This window comes from Brucella sp. IR068, from assembly GCF_049065885.1.
GTDB classification, from domain to species: Bacteria; Pseudomonadota; Alphaproteobacteria; order Rhizobiales; family Rhizobiaceae; genus Brucella; species Brucella intermedia.
In genome coordinates this window covers 14,759-30,813 of sequence record NZ_JBAKHE010000020.1, presented here as the reverse complement: position 1 = coordinate 30,813, position 16,055 = coordinate 14,759, and the positions used below count along the sequence as shown (strand labels likewise).

Sequence of the window (16,055 nt, the reverse complement as noted above, 5' to 3'; positions counted from 1 at the left end):
CGGCATGGCCGTCTATACGGATATCAATGAAATCGAGCTTGGCGTCTTCCTGCAGCAGTATGATATCGGCACACTGACATCTTACAAAGGCATCGCGGAAGGGGTGGAGAACTCCAACTATCTTCTGCACACGACTTCGGACTCGTTCATCCTGACGCTTTATGAAAAGCGCACCAATCGGGAAGACCTGCCGTTCTTTCTCGGCCTGATGCAGCATCTGGCCAGCCGCGGGCTCGAATGTCCGCAGCCGGTGGTCCGTCGCGACGGCACGACAATCGGCGAACTCGCCGGACGGCCTGCTGCAATCGTTACTTTTCTCGAAGGCATGTGGATGCGCCGCCCGACGGTCGAGCATTGCGAAGCTGTCGGCGAAGGACTGGCCCATATGCATCTGGCTGGCGCTGATTTCCCGCTGCTTCGCCGCAATGGCCTGACGCTTTCCGACTGGCGGCCGTTGTGGAATCTGTCGCGTGAACGCGCCGATAGGGTGGAACCGGGTCTTGTCCGCGAGGCGGAAGCTGATCTGGATTTTCTGGAGAAGAACTGGCCAGCGGATCTGCCGCAAGGCGTGATCCATGCCGATCTCTTTCCGGATAATGTCTTCTTCCTCGGCGACAGGCTTTCCGGTTTCATCGATTTCTATTTCGCCTGCACTGATATTCTGGCTTACGACGTTGCCGTCTGCCTGAATGCCTGGTGCTTTGAGAAGGATTTTTCCTTCAATCGCACCAAGGGGGCAGCGCTTCTGCGCGGTTATAATTCCGTTCGCCCGCTATCCGTGGCGGAAGCCGATGCGCTTCCGGTTCTGGCGCGCGGGGCGGCTATCCGCTTCATGCTGACCCGCCTTTATGACTGGCTGAATGTCCCGGAAGGCAGTTTCGTGGTCAAGAAGGACCCGATGGAATATGTGCGCAAGATGCGCTTCCACCGACAGATCGAAACCGCTGCTGAATACGGACTCGAGCCGCAAGGGGCAGCGGCGTGAAGCGGATTGAGGCTTTTACGGATGGTGCCTGCTCGGGCAATCCCGGCCCCGGCGGCTGGGGCGCCATCCTGCGCTGGAACGGCAATATCAAGGAACTGAAGGGCGGCGAAGCCGACACGACCAACAACCGCATGGAGTTGATGGCAGCCATCTCGGCGCTTTCGGCGCTGAAAGAACCGTGCGAAGTCGATCTCTATACGGACTCCGTCTATGTGCGCGACGGGATTTCCGGCTGGATCGAGGGTTGGAAGCGCAATGGTTGGAAGACAGCCGCCAAGAAGCCGGTCAAGAATGCCGAACTATGGCAGGCGCTCGATGAAGCGCGAAAGCCGCACAAGGTCAACTGGCATTGGATCAAGGGCCACGCCGGGCATCCGGAAAATGAACGCGCTGACGAGCTTGCCCGGGCCGGCATGGAGCCATTCAAATATGGCGGACGTAAATCGCTGAAAGTGCAGTGAATTTGCAGAATAAAGGCGGCGTTGCCGCCTTTTTACTACGAAAAACCCGATGGCTCGACATCGGCTCAAATCAATTCAGATTCTCGAGCCGATGTCCTGTCATTCTGTTTTCAAGCATATCTCCCAAAAGCCGGTTCCCGCTCTGGGAGGATATGCTCCAGCCTAAAGCTGTTCGAGAATGGCTGACGCAGCCGACGTCACGGCCTGTCCAGCCTGTTCCTCGATGTTGAGGGCTTTGACCACACCATCTTCCACGATTGCCGAATAGCGCTTGGAGCGAATGCCGAGGCCGCCAGCGGTCGCGTCGAGCTCAAGTCCCGCAGCCTTCGTAAAGGTGGCAGAACCATCAGCCAGATAGAGTATCTTGCCTTCGCCACCCGTGCTCTGCGCCCATGCGCCCATGACGAAGGCATCGTTCACCGCAACAACGGCGATCTGATCGACGCCCTTGGCGAGGATTGCGTCGCGGTTATCGAGATAGCCCGGCAGATGGTTGAGGCTGCATGTCGGCGTAAAGGCGCCCGGTACCGCAAAGAGAACGACTTTTTTGCCCTTGAAGACTTCATCGGTCGTCATTTCCTTGACGCCGTCTGCGGTCTTTACCTTGAAAGTCGCTGCGGGCAGCTTGTCGCCAACTTTGATAGTCATTTAATCTCTCCTCGGGGCAGGGGCCGTCTGTTCCACTGCCTATTGTCAAATTTTATCGCTCCGCGAAGCGCGGACGGCATAGTTAAACCGATAACAGGTCGCCGGACAATTTCAAAAACAGCAGGAAGGCTAATCCAGTGTCACTTGTCCAGAAACGGCCTTACCATTCTGCACAAGGGTATAGTCGATGATGGCATTGTCCGCCTTGCCCTGCACCTTTGCGGTAAAGCGGCCCTTTTCGACCGCGATGGTATCGGAAAGCCTGACCGTGTCGCTGGCAACGAACAGCTCCGATGGAGCGGTGGGATCTGGAACGGCCAGATCGAAGACGGCGTTCTCGCCGTCGCGCTTCACGCCGCTTATGCCGAATGCCGAGCTCGCCGGGGTCGGGAGCCGGTCGAATGCGGTTTCGATGATCGTGCGGGCAGCTATCGCCTGGGGCGAGGACTCTTGTTGATCACTATCAAGGGGAAAGTCGAAGGTGGCCTGCACCGGGACGCAGATTTTCTCGCACACTCCGAGAAAAACATGGCCCTTCAGCCGCTTGTCGGCCGATGTCAGGTTAAAGACTATCGGCAGCGAAACAGGCTGTTTATATCCGATGCCACCTGCATCGTCTCCCTCAAACCGGACCGGCGCAGGGAAGTCGATCTGCGCTTTTGCGTTTCCGTCGATGTTAATCTGGGGTGGAACGCCCGCATCGCCGGGATTGCGCCAGTAGGTTTTCCAGCCGGGCTGCAACTCGATCTGCAAGGCACCGCGCCGTTCCCCGCGGGCCGCATTGTCAGGGGTTTTGTCTTCGATAATGACACGCACGCGCCCGCCGGGCGTCTCGGTCCACTCGGAGGTCGAGGCCAGTGCTGGCAATGTCAGCAAGGCCAGCAAAAGTGGGGCGAAGGTAAAAGTTCGGATGTTCATCGTTGAAAGATGGAATGAAAAGATGGTTGCTTCAAGTCCAATATTACCGGATCGCCGGGCACGGTAATCGCCTGTATGGCCTGCCACCTGGCTATCGAGCTGGTTCCGCTTCGAATTCCGGGCTCGAAATAAATGGCCATTGTTATTTTGCGTAGTCTTGCTACCTTCATAATCATGACCATTCTCAAGACGTCGAACAAGGAGCAGGGTTTTCTAAACGGGCAGTTCCTGCTTGCCATGCCTGGAATGAGCGACGAGCGTTTTGCCCGGTCGGTGGTCTATATCTGCGCGCATTCTGATGAGGGTGCCATGGGCTTCATCATCAATCAGCTTCAGCCGGTCGAATTCCACGACCTCTTGCGCCAGATCGGGGTCATCGATGACGACGAACTGATTATCCTTCCGGATCGTGCGCAGCATATGATGGTGCGCAATGGTGGTCCCGTCGACCGCACACGCGGATTCGTGCTGCATTCGGACGATTACATGGTCGATTCCACCATGCCGGTTTCAGAGGATGTCTGCCTCACTGCAACGGTCGATATTCTGCGTGCCATTTACGGGGGCAGTGGGCCGTCGCGGGCCCTGATGGCCCTTGGATATTCCGGTTGGGCGCCGGGCCAGATCGAAGTGGAACTTGCCGAGAATGGCTGGCTAACCTGTGATGCGCCGCTCGACATGCTGTTCGACAGCGATATCGAGGGCAAATATTCGCGTTTGATGCTCCATATGGGTATCGATATGGCACGGCTGGTTTCCGACGCAGGACATGCTTGATGGAATAAGGCAGTATGTTAAGGGAATAGGGGAGTAGGGAGTAGGGGAATATGTTTTGCTTGCGGACGACCGCAACGCACATATCCTTCTCTGCCCTACTGCCCTACTGCCCTACTGCCCTACTGCCCTACTGCCCTACTGCCCTACTGCCCTACTGCCCTACTGCCCTAATCAAGCCGCTGCGGCATCCAGTTGTTCGCGGATCATGCGAGTTGCCTCGTCGCGGCTGGTGGGCTGACCGAACATGAAGCTCTGCACATATTCGCAACCCATCTGGCGAAGCTGAAGCGCGTCGCTTTCGCTCTCCACGCCTTCCGTTACCACGGCGAGCCCGAGATCGTGCGCCATGCTCACAATCGAGCGTAGCAGCGTGGCTTTTTGCGGCTGGTCCCCTTTCACGAAGGACCGGTCGATCTTGATGATATCGAACGGGAAGCGCGTCAGATAGGCGAGTGAGGAATAACCGGTTCCAAAATCATCGAGCGACAAGCCGATGCCCATCGCCTTCAGGCGAGCCAGGACATGGGTGGACTGTTCCGGATTTTCCATGAGGACGGATTCCGTCAGTTCAAGCTTGAGGCTGCCCGGATTGAGATGGATGCGGGAAAGCACCGAGCGGACATCATTGATGAGGTCCTGGCGGATGAGTTGCGTCGAGGACAGGTTGACCGAAACGAAAAGGTCGAGCTTCGGGAATTGCTCCTGCCATGCAAACAGATCTTCCGCGGCCCGTTGCATCGCGAACAGGCCAAGCTGGATGATCAGGCCGGAGTTTTCCGCAATTGGAATAAACTCCGAAGGCGAAATCGCGCCGCGACGTGGATGCTCCCAACGCATGAGTGCTTCAAAACCGGCAATCGTGCCCTCGTCAAGCTTCACGATGGGCTGGTAGACAAGGCTGATTTCGTCGCGTTCAAGTGCGCGTCGCAGATCGGATTCAAGCTGCAGCTTGTCGCTGCCGATGGCTCTGAATGCCGGACGGAATGGCTCGATGCGGTCACCGCCGAAACGCTTTGCCTGATACATGGCAAGCTCGGCGTCCTTCACGAAGTCTTCCGCAGTTGTCGCCGTTTTCGTCCAGGTGATCAGGCCCACGGATGACGTCAGAACGATTTCGCGCTTTGCATAGGCAATCGGCGCGCGCACGGCTTGACGCAGAGCTTCGGCGAAGGATGCGATGCGCCCCGGGTCGCTTTCAGAGGCAAGCAGCAGGCCGAACTGGTCGGACGAGAGGCGCGAGAGTGTATCCTGCGGTTTCATAAGGCGTGCCAGACGGCGCGAGATCGTCAGGAGGATAGTGTCCCCCGCCGACATGCCCAGGCTGTCATTGACCTGCTTGAACCGGTCTATGTCGATAATGAAGACGGTCGGATGCAGGTTGCTTTCCCCGCGCGCCATATTCATGACGTTGCTGAGACGATCGAGGAACAATTCCCGGTTCGGGAGGCCGGTCAGATTGTCGTGCACGGCATCGTGCAACAGGCGTTCTTCCGCCTTTTTCTGCTCCGTCACATTGACGAGTGTTCCAACGCAACGCACCACTTCGCCATCCGAACCGATGACCGGGCGCGCGCGGAGTGCATACCAGTGATAATGGCCATCATTGGCACGCAGCCGAAAAATCTGGCCGATGCGTCCGCGCCGGTTTTCCAGAATGGCATCAAGCGTGGAGCGGAAGCGGTCGCGGTCGTCGGCGTGCATGGCGGGAAGCCAGTTGCGCACCGGGCCTTGCAGGCTGTTGGCCGTATTGCCAAGATAATTGGCGATGTCCGGCGTGGTCACCACGCGGTCGCGCGGCACGTCCCAATCCCATACGATGTCTCCCGCACCAATGACGGCGAGAGCCTGCCGCTCCATATCCGACAGAAGGCCCTGCTGCAGTGCTCCGCCAGCAAAGGCATGCTGCATGACGGTAAAGCCGATCAGAAGAACGATCAGGACAAGACCGCCGCCGAGCGCAGGCTGGACGATATCATTATCGAGCCTGCCCGAAACCGTCATCCAGGCGCCCAGCAACCATATGAGAGTGAGAAGCCAGGCCGGTATCAGCATGACGGCGCGATCATATCCCTTGACCGCGAGATAACCGATGATGGCGACGCCGGACAGAACGGTCAGCGCCAGCGAGATGCGCGCAATACCGGAAGCCACTGGCGGATCGAAAACGGCAACCCCCGCAAGGGCCAGAAGGCCCAATACCCAGGTCACGGCGCCATAGCTGAAATGGTCGTGCCAGCGGTTGAGATTGAGATAGGTGAACAGGAAAATAACGAGAGAGGCGGCAAGCGCCACTTCGGTGCCCGCGCGCCAGATCTGCTCATTGCCCGGCGTTATCTCCATCAGCTTGTTCCAGAAACCGAAATCGACGCAGATATAGGCCAGAACGGCCCATGCAAGCGCGGCGGTGGCTGGGAACAGGGAAGTGCCCTTGACGACGAAAAGGATGGTCAGGAACAGAGCCAGCAGGCCTGAAATGCCAAGGAGGATACCGCGATAGAGCGTGTAGGAATTAACCGCGTCCTTGTAGGCTTCCGGCTCCCAGAGATAGAGCTGGGGCAGATTGTGCGAGGACAGTTCTGCTACGAAGGTGATGACGCTGCCCGGATTGAGCGTGATGCGGAAAACGTCCGCATCGGCGCTGGGCTGGCGGTCGAGCGCAAAGCCTTCGCTCGGCGTGATGGATGCAATGCGTGGAGAACCAAGATCGGGCCAGATGACGCCGGAGCCGACGAGACGGAAATGAGGAGCAACAATCAGGCGGTCGATCTGTTCGTCGGTTGGATTTGCGATCGAAAAAGCGGCCCAGTCGCCGGATGCCTTGCTGTTTTGATCGGCCTGCACTTCGATGCGGCGGACGATGCCGTCAGGACCGGGGGCCGTCGATACCTGCACGCTTTCGCCTTTGTTGCGCAGAAGCTCGACAGCGCGGGAAAGGTCGAGGGCGGTATCTTCCTTGGAAATCTTGATCGGTTCGATGGCCGATGCCTGGATGACCGAAACGGCCAGAACAACCATGAGTACGAGAAACCGCACACCGGCAAAAAGCCACTTATCCGCAAAACCCGTCACGAGCGTCCAACCTTGCCATTGATCATGCGGCTATCCGTCATACGTTTGTCGCTTTCTATAAGGGCAAAAAGCAGGTGATCCTGCCAGAAGCCATTTATCTTGAGATAGGAACGCAACAGTCCTTCTCTCTCAAATCCGGCTTTTTCGAGAAGCCGTATCGAGCGCACATTATGAGGGATACAGGCTGCTTCAATCCGGTGCAACCGGAGTTGGTCGAATGCGAAGGGGATAACCAGCGACAGGGCTTCGGTCATGTAGCCTTTGCCGGCATGGGGCGCGCCGCTCCAATAGCCGATCATGCCGTTCTGCCCGACACCGCGCCGGATATTTCCGAGCGTTATGCCGCCGACGAGCGTGTTGTCACCATTGCGAAAGACAAAAAATGGATAGCCGGTTCCGGCGGCTATTTCATCCTGAAAGCGACGCATGCGATGGCGGAATGCGCTCTTTGTCAGGTCGTCGTCCGGCCAGGTCGGCTCCCACGGCGTGAGAAAGGCACGGCTTTGTTCCCGCAGGCTGGCCCAACTGGCGAAATCGCTCATCATCGGCTCGCGCAGATAAATGCGCTGTCCACGCAGGACGGTCGGATTGCTTCTACGGAAGGGCAGGCCGATCATGACGGGTTAGGGGAGTAAGGGGGTAGGGGAATAAGGGAGTAGGAAAAACAAAATGCTCAATGTCACATACTCCCCTATTCCCCTACTCACATATTCCCTTAAACAGCGATTTTCCTCGCATGTGCGCTGGTCGACAGTGCGTCCGACAACCCATCGAAGCTCATCAGTCGTCCAACTGGACCCACGCCGGCGATGGTGGGCTTGCTGTCGAGGAACAACCGTCCGGCCAGATCGGTCAGCCTTTGAGGTGTAATCAGCGAGAGACGGTCCATCAGTTCACTGTTTTCGACGGGACGACCATAGAGCAGGAACTGGCGTGCGACCTGTCCGGCACGGCTTGCAGCACTTTCCTGAGACATGAGAAGGCTCGCACGATATTGCGCGCGGGCGCGGTCCACTTCTTCCAGGCTGATGGAGTCGGCGGCCTTGTGCAGTTCATCGATCAGAACCGGGACGAGTTCGACCAGTTCGTCGCGGCCCGTTGCAGCGTGAATTCCAAACAGTCCTGTATCCGAGAAGCCCCAATGGAAGGCATAGACGGAATAGCAGAGCCCACGTTTCTCGCGTACTTCCTGGAAGAGGCGTGAGGACATGCCCCCGCCCAAGACCATGGAAAGAAGCTGCGATGCATAGAAATCACGCACGTGGTAGGCGCGTCCTTCGAAACCGATCAGAACCTGAGCATCCATCAGCTCGCGATTTTCACGGAAATCGCCGCCGACATAATGAGCGAGGTCGAGCGTGGGAGCCGTATTGTGGGCGCGAAAACCGCCAAGACGTTTTTCAACTTCCCTGACGAATGCATCGTGATCGACGCCACCAGCAGCGGTCACCACCATGCGGTCGGCGCTGTACTGTTCGTCCATATATTGGCGAAGGTCATCGGAGGTGAAAGACATGACCGTCTCAGGCTCGCCGAGAATGGCGCGTCCGATTGGCTGATGACGATAGGCTGTTTCGGTGAAGCGGTCGAAGACGATATCGTCGGGCGTGTCGTGCGCCGCGCCGATCTCCTGCATGATGACCTGCTTTTCGCGCTCCAGCTCAGCTTCATCGAATTTGGAGGCGGTCAGGATATCGGACAGAATGTCGATGGCCAGCGGCACGTCATTGCGCAGAACGCGCGCATAATAGGAAGTGGTCTCGACGCTGGTGGCGGCGTTGATCTCGCCGCCGACATTTTCGATATCCGATGCAATTTGCCAGGCTGTGCGGTTCTCGGTTCCCTTGAACGCCATATGCTCAAGAAGATGAGCAATGCCATGTCTGTCGGCAGCTTCGTTTCGTGCCCCGGCCTTGACCCAGATTCCAAGCGCCACGCTTTCCACGTGGGACATCGTATCGGTGGCTATCGTCAATCCGTTGGAAAGACGCGTTACTTCAACACCCATAAGCAAACTGCTCCCTGCATTCCCGCTCTGGTTCTCGTCTCGGAGCCGGTCTTTTTAAGCTCTCGAATGGCGGCGAACGTATTCTTCCACGATTTTCAGGTCGTTGTGAAGAACTGTGAAGCTTTCTTTTCGTTGCATCAAGTCCGAAAGCCATGCAGGGAGCTGCGGTTCGACGCCGCTGGCAGCCTTGACGGCATCGGGGAATTTGGCCGGATGCGCTGTTGCAAGAACAACCATCGGCGCTTCACTGGACTGGCTTTCGCGAGCCACCTTCACACCGATTGCCGAGTGTGGATCGAGCAGATAGCCGTCCGCTTCAAGCACGGATTTGATTGTCTCCGCAGTTTCATCGACAGTCGAGCGCCCGGCGGAGAACTCGCTGCGGATCGCCGACAGCGGCTTCTCAGAGATCGAAAAACCACCGGACTGCTTGAGCCCAGCCATCAGACCGCGCAGAGCTGCTGCATCGCGTCCGTGCGCTTCAAACAGCAGGCGCTCAAAATTCGAGGAAATCTGGATATCCATTGAAGGCGAGGTGGTCTGTGCGACACCGCGCATTTCATAGGCGCCGGTTTCGAGAGTACGCGAGAGAATGTCATTATCATTGGTGGCGATGATCAGCCGGTCGATGGGCAATCCCATGCGCTTGGCGACATAGCCCGCGAAAATATCGCCGAAATTGCCCGTCGGCACGGTGAAGGATACGGAGCGGTCCGGTGCGCCGAGGCTCAGAGCCGCCGTAAAATAATAAACGACCTGCGGCATGATGCGCGCCCAGTTGATCGAGTTCACACCCGAAAGCGACAGCGCATCACGGAACTGAAGGTCGTTGAACATGCCTTTCACAAGGTTCTGGCAATCGTCGAAATTGCCTTCGATGGAAAGGGCATGAACGTTGGAAAAACCGGACGACGTCATCTGGCGCTGCTGCACCGGCGATACGCGGCCGTTCGGGAACAGAATGAAGATGTCCGTATTGTCGCGTCCGCCGAAGGCCTCGATAGCCGCGCCGCCCGTATCCCCGGATGTGGCCCCGACAATGGTGGCCCGCTCGCCGCGCTGCGCCAGGACATAGTCCATCATGCGGGCCAGAAGCTGCATGGCGACATCCTTGAAGGCGAGCGTCGGGCCATGGAAAAGTTCGAGCACGAATTCATTGGCCCCGGTCTGAACCAGCGGGCAGACCGCATCATGCCGGAAAGATCCATAGGCTTCATGCACCATGCGACGGAAATCCGAATGCGGGATTTCGCCGTCGACAAAGGGAGTGAGCACCGCCAGCGCAATATCCACATAGGATTTTCCGCGCAGATCGCGGATTTGTTCTGGCGAAAACTGGGGATAATCCTGCGGCAGATAGAGACCGCCATCCCGGGCTAGACCGGCGAGCAATGCATCGCTGAACCCCAGGACCGGCGCTTCCCCACGCGTGCTTACATATTTCATTTCTTGGCCTTCATTTCGGATCGGCGCGGTTTTGAGCCGCGTAATGCAATAGAGCCTCCCTAAAAAAGCCGCAAGGTTTTAAAGCATGTTGACGGGGATGGGGGTTGCTCTCCGGAGCAAAAAACGGGAAAACGTCATCGCGCTACACGCATGCGTGATGTAGAAGACAGGTTGATCAGTGCAGGGAAGCCCGCTTTATGCAAACAGCACCACAGAATCGTTCATCGTTGTTTCCAGTCTTTGCAACGGTTTTGCTCGCAGCCCTCGCAGGCTGCACGACCAGTGGCACTGATAAGGCCGCCGACGGAGCTTCAAGCTCCTCGATGACCGCGTCCGCTGCTTCCGGCGATCAGCGTGTCAAGGAATCCGAGCTGCGCGCCTTCTGTCCCTCGGTCACGCTGCGCGACGGCACAGCCTTCTTCAGCACATATGAAAAGGGCGGCGATAAGGACCCGGCACGGGTGATCTATCAGGCGGCGCTGACCGATACGACCCGCGCCTGCCAGTATGGCGCCGGGACCATGACGATTGACGTCGCGGCGGCGGGCAAGGTTGTTCCCGGGCCAAAATATAAGAGCGGCACCATCACCATGCCGATCCGTGTTGCCGTCCGTCAGGGCGATCAGGTCATCTATTCCAAACTGCACAAGCAGGCGGTTACGGTAGCGAACGCGGATACCGCGACGCAGTTCGTGTTCAACGACAAGGCGATCACCGTACCGATGGCGGATCAGAAGAATATCCAGATTTTCGTCGGTTTCGACGAGGGTCCATACAACACGAAGTAAAGCACTGAAAACGGTGCGCCGGTTTGTATTTTGGCGCACCGTTTAATCTGATATTTATAGGCTTTTTCATATTGCTGCCAAAAGCCCGCAGATTTAATTAGAAAACACTTAACTATTGCCGATATGGCGATGTATTCAGTTTTAATATAGCATTAATGACAGTTTCACATGTATTCATATCAATGTTTGTTTCATGCTATGGTTTTCTGACGTCATGGATCACCACGTCTTAGACGGGTAGAAGTGATAACTCACCAGCTACGCCACGATTATTTAGGGGCGAGGGTCATATGCGATTTGATCGCAGTGAATTATTAAAGCCTGTTCCGCTTATTTTGCTTCTGTTGCTGTTTCTCGGTGCGGCTCTCGGCCAGTGGATGGGAAACAGATTTCGCATTGTCGATGAAGAGCGGCACATGAATTCCCACATGTCTTCATTGCTTATGCATGCAAATCGACTGGCTGTTTCTGCCCGTGAAACAATCGAAGCAGCCAATCTCTCGCCCTATGAAATGTGTTCTCCGCAAGATATTGCCTATCAGCGCAAGCTGGTTTTTTCTGCCTATCATATCAAGGATATAGGTCGGCTCCGTGATGATCGCCTGATCTGCTCGACGCTTCTCGGCGATGTCAGCGAGCAGCCAAAGCGTTCGCCTGCCGATATCAATTTGCGGGACCGCACCTATGTGTACGGCGAAAGATCGCTGATTACACCGGGCAGCCGGGGCTTCGTGATAGGCAGGGGCGAGGCGAATGTGATTTTGAGTTCGGCTGCATTCGACCTGCTGCAGTCACGGCAGTACAGCTTTGCCGTCTATATGCGCGATGCCGAACGTAAGCACTTCGCGCGCCTCTATGATTATCAGGCAGGTGATTTTCCAGTCCCGGATTTCAAGAATCACCGCGGCGAATACGAGGTGCTCAGCGACGCAATTAAGGAATATCGTTGCGACGATGAAGTGGGTATCTGCGTCGCTCTCAAGGCGCAGTTGGATAATTCCAGCAATTCCGCCCAATGGAAATCCTTCATGGCGACAAGTCTGGGACTGCTCGCGGGGGCGACCCTTGGCCTTGGCTGGTTCGCCTACCACAATCGCGAACGCCCTTTGGCTTCCATGCTCAACCAGGCGCTCAATGCCCGCCAGCTGGAGGTGGTCTATCAGCCGGTTGTCAATGTAGAGAATGCCGAGCTCACCGGCTTTGAAGCCTTGCTCCGCTGGCAACTGCATACCGGTGATATGATTCCGCCTGACGTATTTATCGCCGAGGCGGAGGAAAAGGGCATGACAGGACGGGTGACCGCCTATGTCGTGGATCGGGTTATGGACGATATGGGGGATTTGTTGCGCCTTAACCGGAATATCCAGATCAATATCAATATCACCGCAAGCGATGTTCAGGCGGCCGCGTTTCAGAAAAATATCCAGGGGAAATTGGCTGGCGCGGGTGTCGATCCCCGTCAGATCGGTCTTGAATTGACCGAACGAACGGCGGTGGATTTCTCCAAAGCGACGGAGGGTATCAGGCAGCTGCGTGAACAGGGGCACAAGATCTACATTGATGATTTTGGAACGGGCTATTCGAGTCTTTCCTATCTTGGCGAGCTGCATATCGATGCGATCAAGATAGATAAGGCCTTCACGCGCACCGTCTGTGCGGATGGGGACATGGTGTCGATCGTTCCAGAGATCATATCGATGGCGCGGCAGCACAATCTTGGCATCGTGATTGAAGGCATCGAAACGGAAGTCCAGGCCGATTATTTTCGCAAAATGACCACGCCGATGACTGCGCAAGGCTGGTTTTACGGCAAGCCTATGCCAGCGGGCGATGCGGCTGCGCTTCTGATGGGCGGTTTGCGCAAAGCCAGACGGAAGCGCGGCAAAGCTCTTCAGGAAAAAGCCTGACTGAACCGATGCTGTGGATAAAGGCAGACCGATAAAATTCTAATTAAATGCAACTGCCTGCGTGAAATGAATGGCAACAGGTTTCGGCTAGTGTGTTCTCATGAAACAGAAATATGAACGCATTCTTGAACCGACGGACACCTGGGCGATCTTCGATACGTCCTCCGGCGAGCCCGTCATTATGGGAACCCGCTTGCTGATCGGCCTCTCTGAAAGTGAAGCCGAAGAGCTTCTGGCAATTCTCAATGCCCCGCCCAAGGGACGCAACAAGCAAACCGCCGCCTGACGGAAGCCAGGCGTCGGACTATCGCATTCAGGCATCGGTCCAGACGGACAGGGCTTCGATGACACTGGGCAGGTCCTTGTGGCGATGGATGACGGTTTCCGCCCCCGCATCGGTCAGCTTGTCGGCATGTCCCGGATAGGTGTGAGCGCCGCCCGTAAAGCCGATCACACGCATGCCAGCGGCGCGTGCGCCCTGAATGCCATGCGCGGAATCTTCAATCACGATGACGTCCTTCGGATCGACACCGAATTGCTTGGCTGCATAAAGAAACACGTCTGGCGCGGGCTTGGTCTTTTTGGTGCCTACTTCCTTCGCTGAAAAGATATTGGGCGCAAAAAGCTCGTAAAGACCGACACGCTGCAACATGCTTTCCAGCCGATGACTGGTCGAATTGGAGCAGATGCATTTCGGCAGCTTTAATGCCGATACCACTTCAACGATATCTTCAACGGCCTGAACTTCATTCTTGAGCTTTTCGTCCAGAATCTTTTCGGACTTGTCGAGAAGCGACGCTGAAAGCGGAATCCCGGCCTCGCGCTCCACAGTCAGAAGAATATCCTGCCACGTCAGACCGGCAAAACGTTCGGCCATCTCATCGGCGGCAATCTGATAACCGGCTTCGGTGAGAAGTGTGGACTCGACTTCCGCGGCGATGATTTCAGAATCTACCAAAACGCCATCGCAATCGAAAATGATGAGGGACGGGGCCGCCATGATCATAGCCTTCTTATTGGGAGGAGTGAGCACCGGCAGCAGCCGGAACACCGGGTTGAGCTACACCTTTATGGCGAAGCCGTCAAATTGGAGCCTTTCCGGCGAGAGGGTGAAGCATCCATGCGGCGCATTCGGTCCAGGGGCCGAATTCCATCCCGCTTCTGTTTTCATCCCGTTCAGACCTCACCGGACACTTCCCGACGGCGCCGGTCCAGTTCTTCGCTATAGCGGCGCAAGGTGTGCGCTTCACTGAGGAGGCCGAGCACCTTGCGCTCCTGTGCGTTGTTCACCACGGCCAGAGCTTCACTTTCTGCCCGGTCGAAGCGGACGACAGCTTCCTTGGCGTTCATCTGAGGCAGCAGGAATTCATCCTGATATTTGAGAAGCTCGCGGATGCTATGTTCGCCATCGGATGTATCGAAGCTGTCGGCGTAAACTTCCGGAACCGGGATCATGCCGACATACCGTCCCTTGGCATCCACCGCGATCACCCGCTGGGTCGATCCGAGCGGGAAATCGTGGCGGAATGTTTCGATATCGGTATCGATCAGCACGGTCCGCACGTCATGGCGCATCATCCGGTTGACGGTCAGGTCCCGTATCCAGCCGATATCATGGGCGGACCGGATGGCCTCTCCACGCAGATGGAAGCGCCATGTGGCGAAGGAGTAACCGAAGGTCTTTCGCACCATCAGCGAGGACGAGACGACAGCACCGAGCACGAGCATGGAAATCGGAAAATCGCCGGTAAGCTCCAGTGCCAGGAAGGTCATGGTCATAGGGCCGCCCACGACTGCGACGGCAAGCGAGCTCATGCCGATGACGGCATAGACTTCGGGTGCGAGTGCCAGACCGGCTGGCAATACTGCGCCGGCCACGGCAGCAAACAGCTTGCCTGTCAGCGCACCGAGAAACAGCGATGCGAAGAACAGGCCACCGCGAAAGCCGGACCCGATGGAGACGGCAGAAGCGAGCGATTTGGCAAAGATCAGGAGCAGGAGTGCGGGAATGGTGATGTTTGCATTCAGGTCGAGGTGGAGCGCTCCGTGGCCGGAGGCCAGAACCTGCGGTGAAAGGAAGGCGATCATTCCAACGATGGCGCCGCCGATCGCCGGGGCCATCACATTGGGCACCACGCTGCGCCGGGCGACTTTTTCCACAAAGGTCACGCCGCGCATGATGAGGATGGCAATGCCTGCCGAGAAGAAGCCGAGTACAAGCGCAGGAACGTAATCACGTGGCGTGATGTCGTCGATCTGGCCGATATCGATGATAAAGGGCGCGCCGCCAATTGCCTGCGTCACCAGAGCGCCGATGATCGCCGCCACGACGACCGGCGTCAGCGTGGCAATCGAATAGACGCCGATGATAAGTTCGAATGCGTAAAATGCCCCGGTCAAAGGTGCATTGAAGGCGCTGGCGATGGCAGCCGCGGCGCCGCAGCCGACCAAAGTCCGCAGATCCGCGCGGCGAAGCTTGAGCGCCCGACCGATGCGGGAGGCGAAACCGCTCGCAAGCTGCGTATAGGCTGCTTCCAGTCCGACCGATGCACCGAAGCCGTTGGCAATCAGGTTCTGCCCGACAAGGATAAAGCTGTCCGTGAGCGACAGACGCCCCCCATGGAGCGCATTTGCTTCGATCGGGTCCACGATGGGCCGCTTGCGCCATCGCGCAAGAACCCAGATCACGATCCCCATCAGGATGCCGCCGGCGAGCGGTGCAATATAGGCGCTCGGTTGCAGCGATGCAGCCGAACTGAGTTTTTCGCCGGGCTCAAGCGCGAAGATCGCCTGGTGCATCCATTGCGAAATACTGCCTATGGCGGCAACCATCAGCCCTGAAATGATACCTATCGCGGCACCGGCGATAACGAGGCCAATTTCGCTGCCGCGAACCAGCGCACGCATGCGGAAGGGTACGAATAAAACCCGCAAATACCGGTTATGCCGCAGTTCAGCGATATTCATCATAAAAACACCGGGCAAGCGGGCGGCTGGCATGCCCGCCACGCAAATTCAGAAGTTGGCTGCCGATTATAGGCAAAAAGG

At 57.0% G+C, this 16,055-nt stretch carries 14 protein-coding genes; 6 read left to right on the top strand and 8 right to left on the bottom strand.

Annotation, left to right across the window (positions count from 1 at the left end):
* Positions 1 to 4 precede the first annotated feature (4 nt).
* Together ACOWVS_RS21535 and rnhA are read left to right on the top strand one after the other, a co-directional pair.
* Complete coding sequence (locus tag ACOWVS_RS21535) at positions 5 to 985, top strand: homoserine kinase (protein ID WP_006470691.1); 981 nt, start codon at positions 5 to 7, stop codon at positions 983 to 985.
* Complete coding sequence (gene rnhA, locus ACOWVS_RS21530; protein ID WP_006470692.1) at positions 982 to 1,446, top strand: ribonuclease HI; 465 nt, start codon at positions 982 to 984, stop codon at positions 1,444 to 1,446. Before ACOWVS_RS21535 ends, rnhA begins: the two co-directional genes overlap by 4 nt.
* 162 nt (positions 1,447 to 1,608) lie before the next feature.
* Here rnhA and ACOWVS_RS21525 read toward each other — a convergent pair whose 3' ends face one another.
* Complete coding sequence (locus tag ACOWVS_RS21525) at positions 1,609 to 2,094, bottom strand: peroxiredoxin (RefSeq protein WP_006466242.1); 486 nt, start codon at positions 2,092 to 2,094, stop codon at positions 1,609 to 1,611.
* Positions 2,095 to 2,223: 129 nt separating this feature from the next.
* Positions 2,224 to 3,012, bottom strand: a complete 789-nt coding sequence (locus ACOWVS_RS21520) for a protein-disulfide reductase DsbD domain-containing protein (RefSeq protein ID WP_006470693.1) — start codon at positions 3,010 to 3,012, stop codon at positions 2,224 to 2,226.
* Between the two features lie 174 nt (positions 3,013 to 3,186).
* Here ACOWVS_RS21520 and ACOWVS_RS21515 point away from each other — a divergent pair, with 174 nt between their 5' ends.
* Positions 3,187 to 3,789, top strand: a complete 603-nt coding sequence (locus ACOWVS_RS21515; RefSeq protein WP_075042466.1) for a YqgE/AlgH family protein — start codon at positions 3,187 to 3,189, stop codon at positions 3,787 to 3,789.
* Between the two features lie 171 nt (positions 3,790 to 3,960).
* Here ACOWVS_RS21515 and pdeA read toward each other — a convergent pair whose 3' ends face one another.
* The 4 genes from pdeA to thrC form a co-directional block, all read right to left on the bottom strand.
* The gene (gene pdeA / locus ACOWVS_RS21510; RefSeq protein ID WP_085982942.1) at positions 3,961 to 6,804 is read right to left on the bottom strand and encodes a phosphodiesterase PdeA; all 2,844 of its coding nucleotides are present in this window, start codon (positions 6,802 to 6,804) and stop codon (positions 3,961 to 3,963) included.
* A gap of 50 nt (positions 6,805 to 6,854) precedes the next feature.
* Positions 6,855 to 7,475: a GNAT family N-acetyltransferase gene (locus ACOWVS_RS21505; protein WP_006466245.1), complete on the bottom strand. Its 621-nt coding sequence runs from the start codon at positions 7,473 to 7,475 to the stop codon at positions 6,855 to 6,857.
* Positions 7,476 to 7,573: 98 nt separating this feature from the next.
* Positions 7,574 to 8,866: a M16 family metallopeptidase gene (locus ACOWVS_RS21500; RefSeq protein WP_006470696.1), complete on the bottom strand. Its 1,293-nt coding sequence runs from the start codon at positions 8,864 to 8,866 to the stop codon at positions 7,574 to 7,576.
* 54 nt (positions 8,867 to 8,920) lie between these two features.
* On the bottom strand, positions 8,921 to 10,312 hold the full coding sequence (gene thrC, locus ACOWVS_RS21495; RefSeq protein WP_022569817.1) for a threonine synthase: 1,392 nt from the start codon (positions 10,310 to 10,312) through the stop codon (positions 8,921 to 8,923).
* Positions 10,313 to 10,509: 197 nt separating this feature from the next.
* Here thrC and ACOWVS_RS21490 point away from each other — a divergent pair, with 197 nt between their 5' ends.
* The 3 genes from ACOWVS_RS21490 to ACOWVS_RS21480 all read left to right on the top strand — a co-directional run bounded on the left by ACOWVS_RS21490 (position 10,510) and on the right by ACOWVS_RS21480 (position 13,293).
* Entirely contained in the window at positions 10,510 to 11,100 is a 591-nt protein-coding gene (locus tag ACOWVS_RS21490) for a hypothetical protein (protein WP_022567762.1), read from the top strand.
* Positions 11,101 to 11,390: 290 nt separating this feature from the next.
* The gene (locus tag ACOWVS_RS21485) at positions 11,391 to 13,007 is read left to right on the top strand and encodes an EAL domain-containing protein (protein WP_075042462.1); all 1,617 of its coding nucleotides are present in this window, start codon (positions 11,391 to 11,393) and stop codon (positions 13,005 to 13,007) included.
* A 100-nt stretch (positions 13,008 to 13,107) separates the two neighbouring features.
* Positions 13,108 to 13,293: a hypothetical protein gene (locus ACOWVS_RS21480; protein WP_006466249.1), complete on the top strand. Its 186-nt coding sequence runs from the start codon at positions 13,108 to 13,110 to the stop codon at positions 13,291 to 13,293.
* A gap of 27 nt (positions 13,294 to 13,320) precedes the next feature.
* On the opposite strand, the gene ACOWVS_RS21475 is transcribed toward ACOWVS_RS21480, so the two are convergent.
* Positions 13,321 to 14,007: an HAD family hydrolase gene (locus tag ACOWVS_RS21475; RefSeq protein ID WP_006470700.1), complete on the bottom strand. Its 687-nt coding sequence runs from the start codon at positions 14,005 to 14,007 to the stop codon at positions 13,321 to 13,323.
* 176 nt (positions 14,008 to 14,183) lie between these two features.
* Positions 14,184 to 15,974, bottom strand: a complete 1,791-nt coding sequence (locus ACOWVS_RS21470; RefSeq protein WP_075042467.1) for a chloride channel protein — start codon at positions 15,972 to 15,974, stop codon at positions 14,184 to 14,186.
* Positions 15,975 to 16,055: the final 81 nt, after the last annotated feature.